The following is a 16,571-nucleotide window of genomic DNA, read 5'->3' as shown; positions in this document are numbered from 1 at the left end:
GGCCCGGTCGTTTGCAGGTTTCCTGGCGCGGGTGAACCTGATTCTGCTGGTGCACAACCTCATCCGCAGCCGTCTTCTGCTCAGGATGGCGGGGGTGGAAGGGTAGACTGCAGGTAGCACACGAAGGGATAAGAAATCTCCAAGACTCTTTCCACTAGAATGGAGCCATGCAACCGGCTCAACATCAGCGCCGCCTCGGTTGGAACTCCAACTGCAACACCATCTGACCCAGCCAGCGCTTACCCAGGGCTACACCCTATTTCACTGGTGGCCGGGGGGATGCTAGGGGAATGAATCAAAAGGATTTCATATGATACGCATTTGGGTAGTATCGTTCACTTTGACAAGCCTAAACGATACTACCGTAATGCTTTTCTACTCCCTTCAGTCGGCTCGAATCCTTCACCTTTGACTACGCATGGCGGTGAAGGATTCAAGCGGAAACGGTATGACGCTGGGATTCAAGCCCCGGCAAAGGACAGCTCCGCCACCTCGACCATGGGCGAACCCACGATGCCCATCATGGGGTTCCACTCGAGCTCGCTACCCAGGGCAGTGATGCGGTTGAGCAGCTCCAGGAAGTTCCCCGCCACCGTAAAGTTCTCCACCGGGTAGGCCACCTCGCCCCCCTCCACCTTAAGGCCCAGGGCCTGCAGGCTGAACTCTCCCGAGATGGGGTTGGCCCCGGCGTGCAGGCCCATCAGGTCGGTGACCACAATGCCGCTGTCCATCTGCACGCCCGCGCCGGGCTCTACGAACAGGTTGGTGGGCGCAATGCCCAGCACCCCCTTGTAGCTGCGGGCGGCGTGGCCGGTGTTCTCCACCCCCATCTTGCGGGCGGTCTCGGAGTTATGGGCAAAGGTGCGCAGGATGCCCTTCTCGATGAACACCGTACGGCGGGCCGCGGTGCCTTCGGCGTCGAAGGGGCGCGAGGCCAGCCCATCCGGCAGGGTGGGGTCGTCTATCAGGGTGAAAATTTCCGAGGCGATTTTCTGCCCCACCCGGCCCGCCAGCAGGCTCTTGCCCTCGAGCACGTTCTTGGCCGATAGCAAAAACCAGCCCATCATGCCCAGCAGTTGGGCAAAGGCCTTGGGCTCGAAGTAGGCTTTGTAGCGCCCGGTCTGGAGGGGGCGGGCCCCCAGCAAGCGCCCGGTGCGGTGCAGGAACTGCTGGGCGGTGCGGCCGGGCTCGAGGGTGTGGAACTCCTTGGAAAGGTCGAACTCGTAGCCCTGTTTGAGGCTATGCCCCTCGCCCATCACGGCACTGGTCAGGAGCAGGGCGTAGCCGTTGCGAAAGGCCCCCGAGACCCCCTGGGTGGAGCCCAGGGTGGCCTGGGTCTCGTTCTCGGAGTAGCGGGTCATCTGCACCTGCCGCACCCGGGGGTCGGCCCGCAGAGTGGCCTCGAGGTTCAAAGCCGCCTGGCGCTTTTGCTCCAGGGGGGCCGAAAGCCCCTCGCCCAGCAGGTCGTGCTGGCCCAGCCCGCCCCCCGCCGGCAGGAACCCCCCGGTCTCGGACTGCAATAGGGCGTTCTCGTGGGCCTCGGCCAGTACCCAGTCGAGCGCCGCTGGGGTGCGCTCCTCGGTGTAGGCATAACCGGTTTTGCCCTCCACCACCACCCGCACCCCCACCCCGCCCTGGGTGGCCTGGGTAATTTCCTCCACCCGGCCGCCGTGGGCCTGGATGGTGAGTTCGCGGGTATGGGTGGCCAGCACCTCGGCCTCGAGGCCCATAGCGCGCGCTTTTTGCAGCAGATAATCCCTGGCTTCTTCAAAGGTCATGGTTCTTCCCCCTTGGAGGCCGGCTAGGCCTGACCCCCCACCACAATCTCGGAGATCAAAAGGTGCGGCTGGCCCACCTCCACCGGCAGGCTGCCCGAGAGCGAGCCGCACATGCCGGGGCCCATCTCGAGGTCATCCGAGACCGCCACAATTTTCTGGATGCTCTCGGGGCCCTTACCCACCAGCATGGCCCCCCGCACCGGCTCCTCGATGCGCCCGTGGCGGATGATGTAGCCCTCCTTGACCCCAAAGTTGTACTCACCCGAACCGGGCCGCACCTGCCCCCCGCCCATATCCGCGGCGTAGAGGCCGTACTCGATGCCCTCGAAGAGTTTTTCCTTGGGGGTGGTACCGGGGGCGATGAAGGTGTTGCGCATCCGGCTGGTGGGGGCAAAGGTGTAGTCCTGGCGGCGGCCCGAGCCGGTGGGCCGGTAGCCGGTGAGCAGGCTGCCCAGCCGATCCACCATGTAGCTTTTGAGCACTCCGTTCTCGATCAGCACGGTGCGCTCGGTGGGCCTCCCCTCGTCGTCGAACTCCTGCGAGCCCCAGCCGTGGGGGGTGGTGCCGTCGTCAATGTAGGTCACGCAGTCCGAGGCCACTTTTTCGCCCAGCTTGTCGGACAGCACGCTGGCTTTTTTAGCAACGGAAGTGGTTTCCAGCAGGTGCCCCAGGGCCTCGTGGAAGATCACCCCGCCAAAGCCGTTGCCAATTACCACGGGCATGGTGCCGGCGGGGGCCGGCTTGGCCCGCAGGTTGGTGAGGGCTTGCAGACCGGCCTTGCGCCCGACCTCGGCGGGGGGGTAGCGGTCAAAGAGCTCGAGGCCCACACTCAGCCCCGGCCCCACTACGCCGGTCTGCATCCCGCTCTCGTCCTGGGCGATGGCGGTCACGTAGAGGCGGGTGCGCACGCGGCGATCCTCGGCCCAGGTGCCCTCGCTGGTGGCGATGAGCACCTCCTGCTCCCACTCCATCAGGTTGGTCTGCACCTGCTTGATCTGGGGGCCCACGCTCGCCCCGGCCTCGGCCTCGCGGATGCGCTCCAGGCGGTAGCGCTTGTCTCTGGCGGTAAAGGGGATCTGGGGGGCGTGCAGCCCCTGGGCCACCGCCTTGCGAAAATCCAGGCCGCCCCGGCCCAGCGCATCCACCTGGCCCGCCTGGCCCTTGAGCTGAACCAGGGTATCGGTAACCTCGAGCAGGCCCTGGGGGCTCAGGTCGTTGGTGTAGGCGTAAACCACCTCGGTGCCGTAAAAAAGCCGCAGCCCGGCCCCGTACTCGAGGCCGCTGGTGGCCTCCTTCACCTCGCCGGAAAGCACCCGCAAGGCCCGCCGCCGCCAGCGTTCCACATACAGCTCTGCGAAGTCGGCCCCACCCTGCCGGGCACGGCGGAGCACATCTCCCACCCATGCTTCGTCCAACACACAACCTCCTTATAGCCTCTACAGCCTAGCAGGCCTGACCTCACCCCAAAACCCACCTTGGTTGCATTTTTTACCCACAGGGCATTCGCCGGTTCGTGAAGACGCCAGCGTCAAAAACTCATCCTGAACTTTTGCCTCACAATAAACTGAGGCTGTTTTGAAGATGTCTCGCCCGCATTTGCGTTTACTGATGGCCGCTCTCTTGAGCACCGGCGCTCTGGCCCAGAGCCTGCCGCCCCCTCGCATCGGCGACCAGCCGGGGTTTGCGCGGGTGGTGCTGGACTTGCCCAAAGAGGCGACCTACCAGATCGAGCCGCTAGGCGCTGCGTTGCGGGTGACCCTGCCGGGTCAGACCGTTGCGCCCGGCCTGCACTTTGTGAGCCTGCCGGAGCTGGCCGGGTATGTGCTCGAGCAGCACGAGAGCCAGGCGGTGCTAATCCTGTTCACCCCCCAAGGGGTCACGCCCCGCTCTGGCTACAAGACCATGACCCTGGCCGCCCTGCAAGGCGACGGACAGCGGCTGGTGATTGACCTCTCGGGGGCCTTTGTGGATACCAGCCCGCTACCGACCCTCCCGGAGTTTCGCTTTGTGAAGGCCAACGGGCGGCGCTTTGCGGTGGTGGTGGACGCCGGGCACGGCGGCCCCGACCCCGGCGCTTTGGGCCCGGTGGTGGAAAAAGCGCTGAACCTCGAGGTGGCCCTGCGGGTGCGCCGCTTTTTGCAAAGCGCGGGGGTGGAGGTCATTCTGACCCGCGAAAGCGATACGGCCTTTTCGCCCGACAAGCGCACCGACCTGGCCCAGCGCGTGGCCCTGGCCGAAGGCAAAGATCTATTCGTCTCCATTCACGCCAACGCCACCGTACCGGCCCGCGCCGACGCCTGGTGCGGCCTCGAGGTCTACTACTACAGCCCCACCGCCACCCGCCCCTTTTTCCCCTCCCCGGCACCGCTTCTGCCCGCCCCACCCCCCCTTGCGCTCGACCCGCTGGATGCGCTCGAGGCCGTCCAGCCTACCCAAACCCAAGGGCCGCTCGACCCAGGCGCCCAGCCCAGCCCCGAGGATGTCAACCCCATCCCACCCCAAAGCCTGCCCTCCCCCACCCCCCAGATGAACTCGCTGCGCCGCATGGAGCTCTCGCGCACCCTGGCCTCCCGTGTGCTCTCGTATACGCTGGGAGCCACCGCTGCCGTCAACCGGGGGGTACGCAGCGCCGATTTCTTCGTAATCCGCTACACCAGCGTTCCAGCCATCCTGGTGGAGATGGGCTACCTGAGCCACCCCATCGAAGGCCAGAACCTGCGCGAGGCCCACTACCTCGACCGCATCGGCTACGGCATCGCCCGGGGGGTGCTGGAGTACCTGGAAAGCGACCAGCCGCTCGAGTAGCCGCCTTCACAACAATGAACGTCGAATGGGGTAAGTTTCGCAGCGGCTTTCCGGGCGATCCGTTCTGAATACACGATGGGCTTAGGTGGGCAAACTCTGTAGAATGGCCCGACCGAAAGAACATTACTCACGTCGTGATGGCCCATCCCACACAACAAAGCGCCTACCTCGGCACGCCCCGCACAGCACCCGACCGCAACCGTTGCAAGAACTTAGCTTCAGACAACCGCCCAGCCAGATACTCGCTTACGTCGGGAGCCGCCTTGCCTGTCTGAATCATCTGGCTCAGCACCCAGAACTGATCCAGCCGAATCTTGCCTTCGCGCCGCAACCAGCCTATTTTTTGCAGGCGCGCATCGGAGGGGGTCTGCGCTGGAACCCCTGGAATGGCCCCAGCCCATACAAGGCTCACAAACTGTCCTCCAGTCAGGGCTCCCGCCAGGAACTGTTTTAGATCCTCGGGCTGCCTTCTGCCCTCGAGCCAAGCGGCCAGCGCATCAAACTGCTCGCCGTTGATATAGCCCGAGAGCTTGAGGTTGGCCAGACGGCTCAAGGCCACCGCGACGGGGTTGAGGGCCAGGGTGTAGTCGTCGGGACCATAAAGCTTGGGGGTCTGGGGGGTGCCTCTGCGCGAGCTGAACGCTTCAACACGAACAGCAGCATAGCGGTAAGCCTCCCCGATGGTTACATAGCCATCCCCGTTCTCATCGGCTTTGCCCGAGATGGCTTCCAGCAAGTAGGCCGTAAAAATTCCACCCCCCAGCTCGGCATCCTCCCAACTCGGCTCCGAGTCGGCAGAGGAAGCCAGCAACACATTGGCCCCGCTCAGATCGGGCTTTTGCGGTTTGGGCAAGTCCTTACGGCCCGGCATGGTGAAGCTGCGCGAGCCCGCTCGAGACTGCCCACTAAAACAGGCATCCAGAATCAGAATCAGGCGGCCCCTGCCCTGGCTGGCCTTGCGCACTTGTTCCTGCAACCACTCCAGGGGTAGCCAGGTTTCCTCGTCGTTGATTTTGGCATCGCTGGGCATCAGGGTAGCCTGCCCCAGGCGGCTCGGCATCCCGTGGCCGGAGTAGTAGACGATCAGGGTATCGCTCACGCGCATGCGCCGGGCCAGATCGCGCAACTCGGCCTCGATGGCGGTCTTGCTGGCCTCGGTATCCAGCAGCACCCGCACCTTACTCACCTGACCCTTGTTGGGGTCGCGCAGGGCCTGGGCCATTTTGCGGGCGTCGCTCTCGGCGTAGCTGAGGGAGGGCAGGGAGGGGGTTTCGGGGTAGGGGCGGTAGTTGTTGATACCAATGACCAGGGCGTAGGTTTCGGGCTTGGGCATGGGTTGACCCAACCCAAACCAGCACCCCACGCCCAGCCCGACAAGCCAGGCAATTGGTCGGCCCCAGCAACGTTGCATATATCTGCACCAGCCCTGGCTCCTACCCTCCATTCCCTAAAGTTAGACGGAGATGAAAGCAGACTAAGCAATGCGGGAGACGGCGTTAACCCAATGAAAAGGGTGGATTTGTAGTATATCACGGTACAAACCCTTTTTTCACTCGCTTTTTTGCCGTCTAGAGGGGCACAACTCGTAGTGCAACCGGTGCAAGTTTCTACCAGATGTTGTGTATTTTATGGTTTGGCTCGAGGTTCCTGAATCCAAATGGCCAGGTACGCGGTGAATGAACCGCCCCGTCGGCGAGCCTTTTCGCCCCACGCGCGTAAAGCCCTCTGGCGCACCGGGCTGGTGGTGCTGGTGATGGTGGCCTCGTCCTACATTTTGAGCAACAATCTGCTGGGGCCCTTGGGGGGGTTTATCAAGGGCCCACAGGGAGCTTCACTGGATCGCCTGACCAAAGTGGTGCACCGCTGGGGTTCGCCGGTGCCTGTGCGCGATTTTCCGCTGGTGGTGCTGGTGGAGCTCGAGCAGCAGAGCATCCAAGAGCTTAGCCCCAACAGCAATGTCTTTCACCGGGGCCAACTGGCCCGTATCATCCAAAAAATTCTGGACTACCAGCCCAAAGGTCTGTTCCTCGACTTCGATCTGCGCTACCCCAGCAACGAAGACGGGGCCCTATCTGCAGGAGATCGGCAGTTGCTGGAGGCGTTGCGCCGCGCCCAGGTTCCCATCCTGCTACCAGATGAACAGATTTTGGGCCAACCCCTGAGCAGCCTCAATCCCAAGTTGTTTGCTGTGCAAGCCCAGGTGCTCTATGACGGTGACGGGCTAACCCGCAAGATTCCCCGGCCCCTTCCTGGGCAGCCTGTAGCAGCCTCGCTGGGGCTGTACTGCCTAGGACTGGGCATAGACTTGCAGGATGGCCTTCGCTGTCCGCAATCGGTTGCGCTGGGCAATCCCCAGTCCGATGGCAAGCGTATCGTCTACCGTGAGATACGGCGCTTTGGAGCCCACACCGAAGGGCGGCAGCTCTGGCCCAATCTGGTGGTGATGGGAGGGCTGCAATTCTTGGAAGGTAGCCTGGTGAAATCGGAACAGACCCGGGGGGCTTTGTTCCTGGTGGGGCGCACCTACCCTAAGGCCGACGACGTACATTTCACGGCGATTGGGGCAGTACAGGGTATTGATATCCACGTGAACGCCCTCCTAACCCTGGCGACCTACCGCAGTTTTTCCGAAACCCTGGGCTGGGGGCCGGTGTTGTTGGTGGTGCCGCTGGTGGTTTTTCTGGCCCTCTGGCTGACCTACTCCATCACCGATGGCTGGCTGAGGGCCAGCCGCTTCCAAGGTTTCGTCCAAGCCCTGATCGAGACGGCGGTGGCGGCCTGGTTTTTGTTTTTGGCCGGGGTGATGATTGTGCAGTACTCGGGCCATTTCCTGGATTATCTCTACCCGATTGTGGCCTTTCAGATGGGGGCCTTGTTGCTAAAGCTATTTGCTGGAGGGAAGAAGAATGAGAACAAAACCAGTGATTCAGGCCAGGAAGTGGCGGATAAACTCAAGGAAATCGTGGAGGGAACCGGGGGGGATCGGTAGCGCGTGGATGGCCGCTCTGTGTGGGATAAACCCTACTGGCCGATTGGTCAAACTGCTGGCCTGGACGCGCGGTGCCCTGATGCAGGGTGAGCCGAGGAAAGCAGCCCCCACGCCCTGGAAGCACTTGTTTGTGGGGATCGTCCTGGTCTTTTGTTCGCTGGCTCTGGCCGAACCGGCCCGCCTCGAGCTCAGTGGAAAAGCCCGCCTCCTTCGCCCCGACCAGACCATGCAAACCTACACCCGCAGCGGTGGCCCTGCTTTGCTGCTCAACCTCGAGGCCGGCGACCGTCTGTGCGTTACGGAAGGCCAAGGACGTCTCCTGTACGGGGTGCGGGCCTTTGCCCTCGAGGCCAGAGGTGCTGCCTGCTTCGAGGTGGCCCGGCCCAAGTCGTTCTGGCAAAACCTGGTGGCCAGCTGCCAGGACATCGGGGTCTGCAAAAAACAAGCCGAGGTTTCCTTCATCAAGGAGGCCAAAAGCCGCAACCCCGCGGGCAACGCCCCAACCCTCTACCTGCCTACCGACTACCGCCTGGGCGCCCTGACCCTTACGGTCGCCAGTGGACAGACCCTGCGCTTATTGAATGGAGCCAGCGAGTTGCAAAAAGTAGAGGCCCAAGGAGACGGGGTTTTTACCATTGCAACCGAAGTGCTGCGGAAGACTGGGCACCTCGAGGTGCTAAGCCGCTCTGGGCTGGTGGTATACGCAGCCCCGGTACAGTGGGTGAGCTTTGCCAGTGAGGTCGCGGCCAGTACCCCCTTCGAGGCCGCCCTGGCCCTGTGGCTCACCAGCGAGATCGGCTACGCCCCTGCCGCCTATAGCTACCTGCTGGCGGCTGGAGCCAGCGAGCTGGCCCCTATCCTGGAGGCCCAAATTCGCCGGGAGTTTCGCGGTAGCGCGCGCTAGCGGTTCTTGGAGTTTGGGAGGGAACTGCCTGCAGCGGTTCCCAGTACACTCCGTATCAGGCAACCTGCAGCATTTACCGGTGTGCAGAGGGTAGCTGTGCCCGTCGAAGCCGCCCCTCGTGGGATACTGGTTGTTTTCGGTGACCAAAGAATTTGAACTCAAGCCAAATAGTTACAGAAGCATCGGTGGGTTTTTTGCTACCCTACTCGGCATGGAGTTTGCGCTGAACTTGCTGCTCATCGCTGGCGGTATCGTGCTGCTGTATTTTGGGGGCGAAGCCCTGGTCAAAAACGCGGTGGTGCTAGCCCGCAGTTGGGGTATTAGCACCATGGTGGTGGGCCTGACGGTGGTGGCCTTTGGTACCAGCAGCCCCGAGCTGGCCGCCAGCCTGGCCGCCGCACTTACCGGCAGCCCGGCCATCGCTATTGGTAACGTGGTGGGCTCGAATATCTTGAATATCCTGCTCATCCTGGGGGTTACCGCCTTCCTGGCGCCCATCCGCGCCCAGGCCCAGTTCATCAAGCGCGAGGTGCCCTTCATGATTGGGGCGGCCTTAATGCTTTTTGTGTTTTTGTACTTTGACCAGCAGATAACCCGCTGGGAGGGGTTATTTTCGGTGGTCTTGCTGGGTCTGTATATCTGGTTTTTGTACCGCAGCAGCGTAGGCGAAAGCCTCGAGGTGCAGGGAGAGTTCGACCAAGAGTATGGCAAGCCCGTTCAAGCAGGCTGGCAAACCTACGCAGGAATCGTGTTGGGGCTGGTGCTCTTGGGGGTAGGCGCCCGCATCCTGACCATCGGGGCGGTGGAGCTGGCTCGAGGCTTCGGTGTACCCGAGTTGGTCATCGGCCTGACCATTGTGGCCCTGGGCACCAGCCTGCCGGAAGTGGCCGCCTCCATCACCGCTGCCCTGCGCCGCGAGCCGGACATCGCGCTGGGCAACATTGTGGGCTCCAACATCTTCAACATCCTGGGCATCCTGGGGATCACGGCCCTTGTTCAACCCGTTGGCTTACCCTGGGAGAACATCCAGCGCGATATGTGGGTGATGCTTTTGGCCAGTGTGCTGCTGTGGCCGTTTCTGGCTACCGGATTCCGTTTGGGGCGCAGGGAGGGCGGGGTTTTCCTGGGGCTGTATGTGGCGTATATAGCGTTTTTGATCGTGACGTCTATTTAGCGCGATGCTGGCCGATGAATACCAGCCAGCGCCACGATGGCCCGCTCCAAGGCCAGACGCATGTCCTTGCCGGTTTTAGCAGCCTCTTCGGCTTCCATCAGGATTTCCAGGGCTTTTTGGGGCGCTTCGCCGGACATTTTTTTGGCCAGCAGGAGGGTTTGTTTGGCGGCGTAGGGGTGCATGCCCAGAGCACTGGCGGCCATCCCCTCCCCCATCATGGGGTCGTCTTGCAGCAAGGCCCAGGCTTTGGCCACCCGCACATACTGCCAGGAAAGCGCCCCCAAAATCCGCAAGGGGTCTTCACCCCGCTCCAGGAGTTCACGGGCATATTTGAAGGCCTGGCTGGGTTTGCCCTCGGTGGTCGAGCGAACCAGATCAAAGCCAGAAATAGGCGTATCCAGAGCGGCCAGGGCTTGCACTTTCTCGAGGGTGATGGGTGCAGTAACAAACCTGAGTTTTTTTAGCTCCTGATCCAGGGCTTCCAGACCCATGGCTGGGTTCTCGGCGCTGCCTTTGCCCCCTACCAGGCCCGCCAGGTACGAGGCGATGGCCCCCGGTAGCTTGAGGTCGTAGTGGCGGGCGCGGTTCACCACCCAGTGGGTCATCTCCTTGGGGCCGGGGGTGGGGTGGTCGCGCTTCTGGGCTTTGTCGGCGTACCACTTGCTGCGGGCCGCGGTGGGCCGGGGGTCGAGCAGCAGCACCGCTGCATCGGGCGGCAGGCCTTCCAGCACCTCCTTGAGGGGCTTCCACTCGGCCTCGCTAAGGTCGCGCAGATCCACCAGAGCCCCACCAGGGCCAAACAGTCCGCCGCTGGCCTCCTGGGCCACCAGCGCCGGCTCAGGGGGCATCAGGCGGGGGGGTAGGCCCTGCAAGCCGGCCTCCTGGAGCAAGGCCTCTCTGGCCAGAAAGCTATCGCCGGTAAAGACCTGAATCATGCGCAGTGGCAGGATACCAGATGGCAGGCATTTACAGCTTAGGTTGGTAGCCTAAGAAGCAAAGCCTGAGCGGGGCCGCATTTAAACCGCAGGCTCGAGCGCCGCCGATTCGGATGTAGGCTCGACCGGCGCTGGAGGTGCTTCGACTGTCGGGCCAGATTTGTGGCCATGCTTGCCTTCTTTCTCGGCCTCGGGCTTGACCCCCTGGGTAACTGCGTACTCCCACCAGAGCTGCAAGAGCTGGGGCTCGAGGTCGGCCACTACCCCTTGAAGCCGGGTGAGCTCGTTGCGGGCCAGGCCGGCATTGATTACCGGATTTGCCGGCCCCAGGGTGAACTTGGCCCAGGTGTCCCCGTCTCGGGTTACGAAGATATGCGGTTTTTCCTGGGCACTGCCAGATTTAACATAGAAGCGAAAGCCGCCCCGGCGCATGAGCGTTAACATGGCTCGAGTGTAGCCATCCTTGGGCCGACTTATGGTACTTCTGACCATCGTGGGCGTTACATAAAACAATGGTATTGCAGAACTGCGTCCACACCCTAGAGGGCACCCCTTCCAAAGAATCCACCAAGTTGCTTCACCAACCCACCTTCCGCCATCCAGTTTTCGTATAGATTGAACACGGGTGGACAATCGTCTGCGGCTCTTGATTATCGTGACCCTGCTGGGTAGTTTCGCGTTTTATAGCTGGCGCGGTCTGGGTGAGGTTTTTCGTGAGCGCGGGCGCTATACCGATGCACTGGGGCTGGTTCCCGCAGCCACCACCCCCCTGAGCTTCGCGGTGCCTTCGCTCAGCGAACTGGCCATGCGCTATAACCTCGAGCCTCGCCAAGCCACCTGCTCTATCTGCCATATCGGCAAAGAGGGTGACAAACAGCTCAATTCCTTTGGCCAAACCTATCAGAGCATCGTGTATGGGCTACTAGACGAAACGGTACCTGCCGACAGTCCCGAGGCCCGCAGCATCTTTCAGCTCAATGTGACCCAAATTCGCCAGGCCCTCGCAGCCGCCACCCAGGATGGGCTCGATTCAGATCAGGATGGATTCGACAACGACCTCGAGCTGCTCTTTGGCTTTTTGCCGGGTGAGGCCCAGTCCGGACCCAACCTGAGTGTGGAGACCCTGCAGAACTACCGCGCCCGGTTGCGCCAGCTTGCCCGAGAAGGACGGCTAGAAACCTGGCTACGCCGGGGTGTAAAACCCAGCGCTGCCAGTCCTGCTTTTTGGGGTTTCGCCGTAGACCAAACCCCGATCGTACGGCTCGAGCGTCTGGCACTCTATCAAGCCGCTCTCAGCCAATAATTAACCCCCTGACTAGCAGGGGGTAGACAAGGCATTCAGTCGGATCACTCTAATCTGCCGCCTGGGGTGAGGGCGTGACGTTGCGCTCCCCCCGTAGGAAGAAGAGCAGCCCCAACACAAAGGGAATAAACGGCATCCACAAGTTGGGGTAGGGATAGAACAGGGCCAAGGCCAGCAAACCCATCACCCAACTTTCCCAGCGCTGCAAGGGACGGCGGGTATAGCCCACAGTTGCCGCCGCCAGGAAGACAATGGCCGTACCCGTGAAGAAGAAGCGTTCTAAGATAATTAGCCAACCCTCTATTCCCGGTACATTTTGCACAATCGGCAAAATCAGCAAGCCCGTGCCGGTGAACGAAAGCAGGAAGAAAAAGCCAATGATGTACTTGGCTAGCGCCACCCTGGCTGCGTACACGCCTGTCATGATGGGGTTGGTCTTAAACACCGAGGCTGCTGCATAACCCGAAAGTGCCACCGGTGGGGTCACATCGGCCAGCACCGCGTAGTAGAAGAGGAACATGTGGGTGGCCAGCGTCGCTGCCAACACAGCCTGCTGGGGCTCGAGGCCATAGCCTTGGAAGTTGGTGGCTGCAATCTTAATGATGGCGGGCGCGGTCAGCGAGGCGGTGAGCACATAGGTCGCAGTGGGGGGTACCCCCATGCCCAGAATCAGGCTGAAGATGGCTGTTACCAATGTAGCCAGCAATAGGCTCTCGCCTGAGATTTGACCTAGGAAGATGGAGAACTTGGATGGCAGCCCGGTAATCACCATCATCCCGAAAATCAGGTTTGCTGCCACAATTGCTGAACCGATGGGAATCAGTTGGCGGAAACCTTCGGCTAGCCCCAGAGCAATCGGTTCGATAGCCCCCCGCAACTTTCCGTCGGCAAAGGCAGGGTATACAAAGGTGCCCAGCATGAGGCCCAGAAAGCCCAAGGTGAGCGACAAGATCGGAATTCTACCCAGATCCCAACCGGCCAACGCTGGCAGAAAAGCACCGCCCAAAGCCAACACGATACCCAGAGGCAACCCCACTTTGTAGGCAGGACTCCGCATGGCCTCGGTCAACGGTGCAGGCCGCAAGGTGGGATCAAGGTAACAAACCAGGATAAAAGCCAACGTGGCCAAGTAAACTGCCGTCGAGACCTCTGTGCCCAAGAACAACATCACCACAATCAGGATGATGGGAATGAAGATGGTGCTGTAGCGCAAGGCATAGCTGCGGCGCAGGGTTTCGTCGCCCCCCACTGGAGGTAGCTTGGCCTTGCGGGCATAGAACTCGTTAAAAGTCAGAATGCCCGCCAGGTACAAGAGCATGGGCCCAATCGCCATGATGACAACCCACAAATAGCTAATCTGAAGAATTTCAACCATCACGAAGGCAATGGAACCCAGCACCGGGGGGGTAATTAGAGCAATGGTACCCGCTGTGGCAACCAACCCCGCCGCGATCATCTTGTCGTAGTTGGCCTTTTCATAGAGCGGTTTGGTCAGGGTAGCCACAAACTGGGTATCGGCGGCTCCCGAGCCACTAAACATACCCATGAACACCGAGGCTATGCCGGTCACCCGGCCTGGGGTTTGCGGTGTTCGGCCTACCATGGCCAAGGCGATGTTGGCTACCACCCGCCCCAATCCCAGCGCCCCGATGATTCCCGAAAGGATGGTGAAATAGACCAGATATTTGGCCGATACACCGGTAATCAGACCATAAATGCCAGCTTCCGTCTCGTTGTAGGTTTTGCCCAAAATAAGGTCAATACCGTTTTTGGCCCCACGAAAGGTACCAGGTACATACTGTCCGTACATGTTGTAAGCCAAGAAAATCAGCACCAATGAAGGCATGATTGGGCCAAGCAGGCGAGAGACCAGCCCCAACACTAGGATGATGATGCTAAAGGACATGGCCATGTCCCAGCCCGCTGGAATGACTGCCCGGTTTACCAGATCTTCGTAATAGCGCACCTGGTAAGCCCATGGAGCAACGGCCAACAAGGCAGCGGCAATATCGGTATAGCGGCGTGCCTGTGGTAGCAAAGCAGGTAACACCGCCAGGGCCCAGGCCAAGGTTCCCAATAGCTTGCCTGCCAGCGGAATATCTACCCCCGGAACGTTAGGTACCCAAAAGGTGTAGAGAAAAGGCAGCGTGAGGGCTGCAAAGACCCACGACCCTATCGTGCGCCGAGCGGCGGGAAGGCGAGAGGTAATCAGATACCCCGCGACCAACAACAGCAGAACGTGGGTAGCCCGGCGAAGCTGCACCTGATCGAGGATGCTTATATCTAGACGGCTCAGCGGAGTGAAAGGATGAAGCACCAGATAAAGGCTGAAGAGGGCTGCTATAAGCAGGACAATCCAGATAACACGCCCTAGCAGAGTGGTTCTGCCCGTATTCTCTTGAGGTATTTCCATGGCACCTCCTAAAAACCTGGCTTGTGAGCGAGATTATATCGCAGCTTATCGTTGTCGCTGAGATATAAACCCGATTTTTGTCGAGATTCTTGCGGATTTTCTGCCTGACCAGGTGAAGCAAGGCATGTACTGGAAACTATTTCCCGCAAGCCAGCCAGGGCGCCCAGGCATGCTACAGTAGCTGCAAGCAGTTGGGCAGGAGCTCGGTAGGGGAAGCAGGAGCCCATCTCTCGAGCTGCAGATTGAGTCGAACAGATCACTCCTGGGTATACTTACAAAAAGCTCCCCCAAATAGTTTGAGGGAGCTTTTCTCGACAGCCGAACCTTACCGGATAGCGCCGGTCTCGCGTAGGTAGCGCAAAGCGCCTGGGTGGAAGGGAATCACAACTCTCTGATTCACCAGATCCACGGTGTTTTTGAGGGTGGTATCGCGGGCGGCAGCAGTAGCGGTGGTGAGGGTTTGTAGGTTGCCAAATACGGCCTTCATGATGGCGGCAGCTAGGTCGTCGGGCATGGAGGCCGGGCAGAGGAACACATTGCCGGTGTACAGAGCGAATACATTGTCCTTGGTGCCATAGGCGGTTTTAGGCAGTACGCCGGTGGTAATGATGCCGGGGAACTCTCTTTGCAGCAACTGGGCGGTGGGGCCGGTGCGGGGCGAGTCTACCAGCTTGATCTGGTCACCCTTTCGCGGCAGACCCTGGGCCAGTTCAACCACGCTGGCAGTGGGTACCCCACCCACCCAGAAGTAGGCATCAATGGTGCCTTCGGAGAGGGCTTTGGCCGACTCGGCGGCGGGCAGGCGCTCGCGCTTGGCAAACTCGCGCGGGTCCACCCCCGCCCCCTTGAGCACCAAAAGGGCCAGGTTCTCGGTGGAGGAACCGGGCTGGCCGGTCGAGACCCGCTTGCCCCGCAAATCACCCACAAACTTGATACCCGATTTTTCGGTGGTTACGATGTGGATCAGGCTGGGGTACATGTAAAACATGATCCGCTGCATATCGGCCTTGCGCTGGGCAAAGCGAGGCTCCTCACCGGTGAAGGTGACCAGGGCCGAGTCAGTGGTGGCCAGTGCGCAGTAGTAGGTGTTGGAACGGGGATCGGTACGGTCGCGCAGCAGCAGCAGGTTATCGTACGAGCCACCAGTTTGTTGGGCAGTGGCGTCGGCTACGCCCGCCTCGGTCAGGATCTTGGCAATAGCTTGTCCATAGAAGAAAAACACCCCTCCGGTACTACCCGTCGGGATGACCACCCTGGGACGTTGTTGGGCCAGGGCAGTGCCCAGTACCAAGACTAAAAAAAGGATTGACAGTTTCCACAGCTTCATTGACCAACCTCCTCAAGACTGGACCAAAACCGGGCAATGAACCACCCCAAACATCGTTTTTTGACTCGATGCGACTTGGGTTATGCTTCCGGCTGTGGACAGTCTACATATTACATGTAACATGTCAAGGGGCAGACGCCATAATGTCTGCTGTATAAGCGCAACCTAAAGCGCAAAGGCACAGTAAACCCCATCAATCTATGAAGCCTCGAGCCAAACTGCAGTCAGAACGTCTGGTAGACAAGGTATACGCTATTTTGCGCACCCATATTCTCCAAGGAGAGCTACCACCGGGGCACCCCCTCAGCGTTCCCGAACTTTCCCGGCAGCTTGGGGTCTCGCGCAGTCCGGTGCGCGAAGCCGTGTTGCAACTGGTGGCCGATGGTCTAGCCCAGGAGAAAGCTCGCAAGGGAGCGGTGGTAGCCCATTTTGGCCTCGAGGACGCGCTACAAATCCTGGAGGCTCGAGAAGTGCTGGAGGTAGCCTCGGTTCGGATAGGTGCTACCAGAGCCAGCACCAAAGACCTAGCCCTGCTCCACCAGGTTCTGCAAACCCAGGCCCAAACCATCCAAGCAGGCGACCTCGAGGGCTACCAGGCCACCGATCTGCAATTCCACAAGTTGCTGGGAACCCTAAGCCACAACCCGGTCTTGGAGCGAATGGTGGGGCTGCTAAAAGACCAGTCGCACCTAGCGCTGGAATCGGCGGTCCGTAGCCTGGCCCAACTCGAGCGCGGCCTACAGGAACACCAAGCGGTATTGGAAGCCCTCGAGGCCCGCAATCCCAAACAGGCCAGCGAAGCGCTGCTCAAACATTCCTTCGTGTGCTACTTGACCTACCCCAGGGGATGTAAAAAAGAGGGGGTGCTATGGAAACCCACAGAGAGCACCCCCTGTACTATCTTGACGCAGAAACCCTCCTGGTGGCTACCTACGTCTGGGTG

13 protein-coding genes are annotated in these 16,571 nt (G+C 60.7%); 6 read left to right on the top strand and 7 right to left on the bottom strand.

Features of this window, described 5'->3' with window-relative positions:
- Window positions 1–461: 461 nt before the first annotated feature.
- Window positions 462–1,778, bottom strand: a complete 1,317-nt coding sequence (locus WKI89_RS16770; protein ID WP_337871524.1) for a TldD/PmbA family protein — start codon at window positions 1,776–1,778, stop codon at window positions 462–464.
- Window positions 1,779–1,801: 23 nt separating this feature from the next.
- Window positions 1,802–3,196, bottom strand: a complete 1,395-nt coding sequence (locus WKI89_RS16765; RefSeq protein WP_337871523.1) for a TldD/PmbA family protein — start codon at window positions 3,194–3,196, stop codon at window positions 1,802–1,804.
- Between the two features lie 190 nt (window positions 3,197–3,386).
- Here WKI89_RS16765 and WKI89_RS16760 point away from each other — a divergent pair, with 190 nt between their 5' ends.
- Window positions 3,387–4,583, top strand: a complete 1,197-nt coding sequence (locus tag WKI89_RS16760; RefSeq protein WP_337871522.1) for an N-acetylmuramoyl-L-alanine amidase — start codon at window positions 3,387–3,389, stop codon at window positions 4,581–4,583.
- A 163-nt stretch (window positions 4,584–4,746) separates the two neighbouring features.
- Here WKI89_RS16760 and WKI89_RS16755 read toward each other — a convergent pair whose 3' ends face one another.
- Window positions 4,747–5,916 (bottom strand): caspase family protein, encoded by a 1,170-nt coding sequence (locus WKI89_RS16755; RefSeq protein ID WP_337871521.1) that lies wholly within the window; start codon window positions 5,914–5,916, stop codon window positions 4,747–4,749.
- Window positions 5,917–6,240: 324 nt separating this feature from the next.
- On the opposite strand from WKI89_RS16755, the gene WKI89_RS16750 reads away from it, so the two are divergent.
- The 3 genes from WKI89_RS16750 (at window position 6,241) to WKI89_RS16740 (ending at window position 9,650) form a co-directional block, all read left to right on the top strand.
- Window positions 6,241–7,572 (top strand): CHASE2 domain-containing protein, encoded by a 1,332-nt coding sequence (locus WKI89_RS16750; RefSeq protein ID WP_337871520.1) that lies wholly within the window; start codon window positions 6,241–6,243, stop codon window positions 7,570–7,572.
- A 43-nt stretch (window positions 7,573–7,615) separates the two neighbouring features.
- Window positions 7,616–8,476 (top strand): hypothetical protein, encoded by an 861-nt coding sequence (locus tag WKI89_RS16745; protein ID WP_337871519.1) that lies wholly within the window; start codon window positions 7,616–7,618, stop codon window positions 8,474–8,476.
- A gap of 211 nt (window positions 8,477–8,687) precedes the next feature.
- Complete coding sequence (locus WKI89_RS16740) at window positions 8,688–9,650, top strand: calcium/sodium antiporter (RefSeq protein ID WP_337871518.1); 963 nt, start codon at window positions 8,688–8,690, stop codon at window positions 9,648–9,650.
- Here WKI89_RS16740 and WKI89_RS16735 read toward each other — a convergent pair.
- Window positions 9,647–10,585, bottom strand: coding sequence for a DNA polymerase III subunit delta (locus tag WKI89_RS16735; protein ID WP_337871517.1), 939 nt, complete (start codon window positions 10,583–10,585; stop codon window positions 9,647–9,649). The two genes, WKI89_RS16740 and WKI89_RS16735, sit on opposite strands and share 4 nt — an antisense overlap.
- An 81-nt stretch (window positions 10,586–10,666) precedes the next feature.
- Entirely contained in the window at window positions 10,667–11,029 is a 363-nt protein-coding gene (locus WKI89_RS16730; protein ID WP_337871516.1) for a DUF4160 domain-containing protein, read from the bottom strand.
- Between the two features lie 181 nt (window positions 11,030–11,210).
- Here WKI89_RS16730 and WKI89_RS16725 point away from each other — a divergent pair, with 181 nt between their 5' ends.
- The gene (locus tag WKI89_RS16725) at window positions 11,211–11,888 is read left to right on the top strand and encodes a hypothetical protein (RefSeq protein ID WP_337871515.1); all 678 of its coding nucleotides are present in this window, start codon (window positions 11,211–11,213) and stop codon (window positions 11,886–11,888) included.
- 49 nt (window positions 11,889–11,937) lie between these two features.
- Here the strand turns inward: WKI89_RS16725 and WKI89_RS16720 are convergent, their stop codons facing one another.
- Both WKI89_RS16720 and WKI89_RS16715 read right to left on the bottom strand, forming a co-directional pair.
- Window positions 11,938–14,301 carry a TRAP transporter fused permease subunit gene (locus WKI89_RS16720; RefSeq protein ID WP_337871514.1) on the bottom strand — a complete coding sequence of 788 codons (2,364 nt, stop codon included), beginning with the start codon at window positions 14,299–14,301 and terminating at the stop codon, window positions 11,938–11,940.
- A gap of 325 nt (window positions 14,302–14,626) precedes the next feature.
- Window positions 14,627–15,628 carry a TAXI family TRAP transporter solute-binding subunit gene (locus WKI89_RS16715; RefSeq protein WP_337871513.1) on the bottom strand — a complete coding sequence of 334 codons (1,002 nt, stop codon included), beginning with the start codon at window positions 15,626–15,628 and terminating at the stop codon, window positions 14,627–14,629.
- A gap of 200 nt (window positions 15,629–15,828) precedes the next feature.
- Between WKI89_RS16715 and WKI89_RS16710 the strand changes: the two genes are divergently transcribed.
- Window positions 15,829–16,571 (top strand): GntR family transcriptional regulator (locus WKI89_RS16710; RefSeq protein ID WP_337871512.1); only part of this gene is annotated, 743 nt, incomplete at its 3' end.

The sequence above is a fragment of the Meiothermus sp. genome (genome assembly GCF_037443965.1).
GTDB lineage: Bacteria > Deinococcota > Deinococci > Deinococcales > Thermaceae > Meiothermus.
The sequence above is the reverse complement of the archived record's forward strand: the minus strand, read 5'-3'. Positions and strand labels throughout refer to the sequence as shown.

What these genes read in the sequence shown, in the direction of transcription:
- WKI89_RS16760 (WP_337871522.1), top strand. Translation starts at nt 3,387, where the DNA reads ATGGCCGCTCTCTTGAGCACCGGCGCTCTGGCCCAGAGCCTGCCGCCC.
- WKI89_RS16735 (WP_337871517.1), bottom strand. Translation starts at nt 10,585, where the DNA reads ATGATTCAGGTCTTTACCGGCGATAGCTTTCTGGCCAGAGAGGCCTTG.
- WKI89_RS16740 (WP_337871518.1), top strand. Translation starts at nt 8,688, where the DNA reads ATGGAGTTTGCGCTGAACTTGCTGCTCATCGCTGGCGGTATCGTGCTG.
- WKI89_RS16770 (WP_337871524.1), bottom strand. Translation starts at nt 1,778, where the DNA reads ATGACCTTTGAAGAAGCCAGGGATTATCTGCTGCAAAAAGCGCGCGCT.
- WKI89_RS16730 (WP_337871516.1), bottom strand. Translation starts at nt 11,029, where the DNA reads ATGTTAACGCTCATGCGCCGGGGCGGCTTTCGCTTCTATGTTAAATCT.
- WKI89_RS16755 (WP_337871521.1), bottom strand. Translation starts at nt 5,916, where the DNA reads ATGCCCAAGCCCGAAACCTACGCCCTGGTCATTGGTATCAACAACTAC.
- WKI89_RS16750 (WP_337871520.1), top strand. Translation starts at nt 6,241, where the DNA reads ATGGCCAGGTACGCGGTGAATGAACCGCCCCGTCGGCGAGCCTTTTCG.
- WKI89_RS16720 (WP_337871514.1), bottom strand. Translation starts at nt 14,301, where the DNA reads ATGGAAATACCTCAAGAGAATACGGGCAGAACCACTCTGCTAGGGCGT.
- WKI89_RS16715 (WP_337871513.1), bottom strand. Translation starts at nt 15,628, where the DNA reads ATGAAGCTGTGGAAACTGTCAATCCTTTTTTTAGTCTTGGTACTGGGC.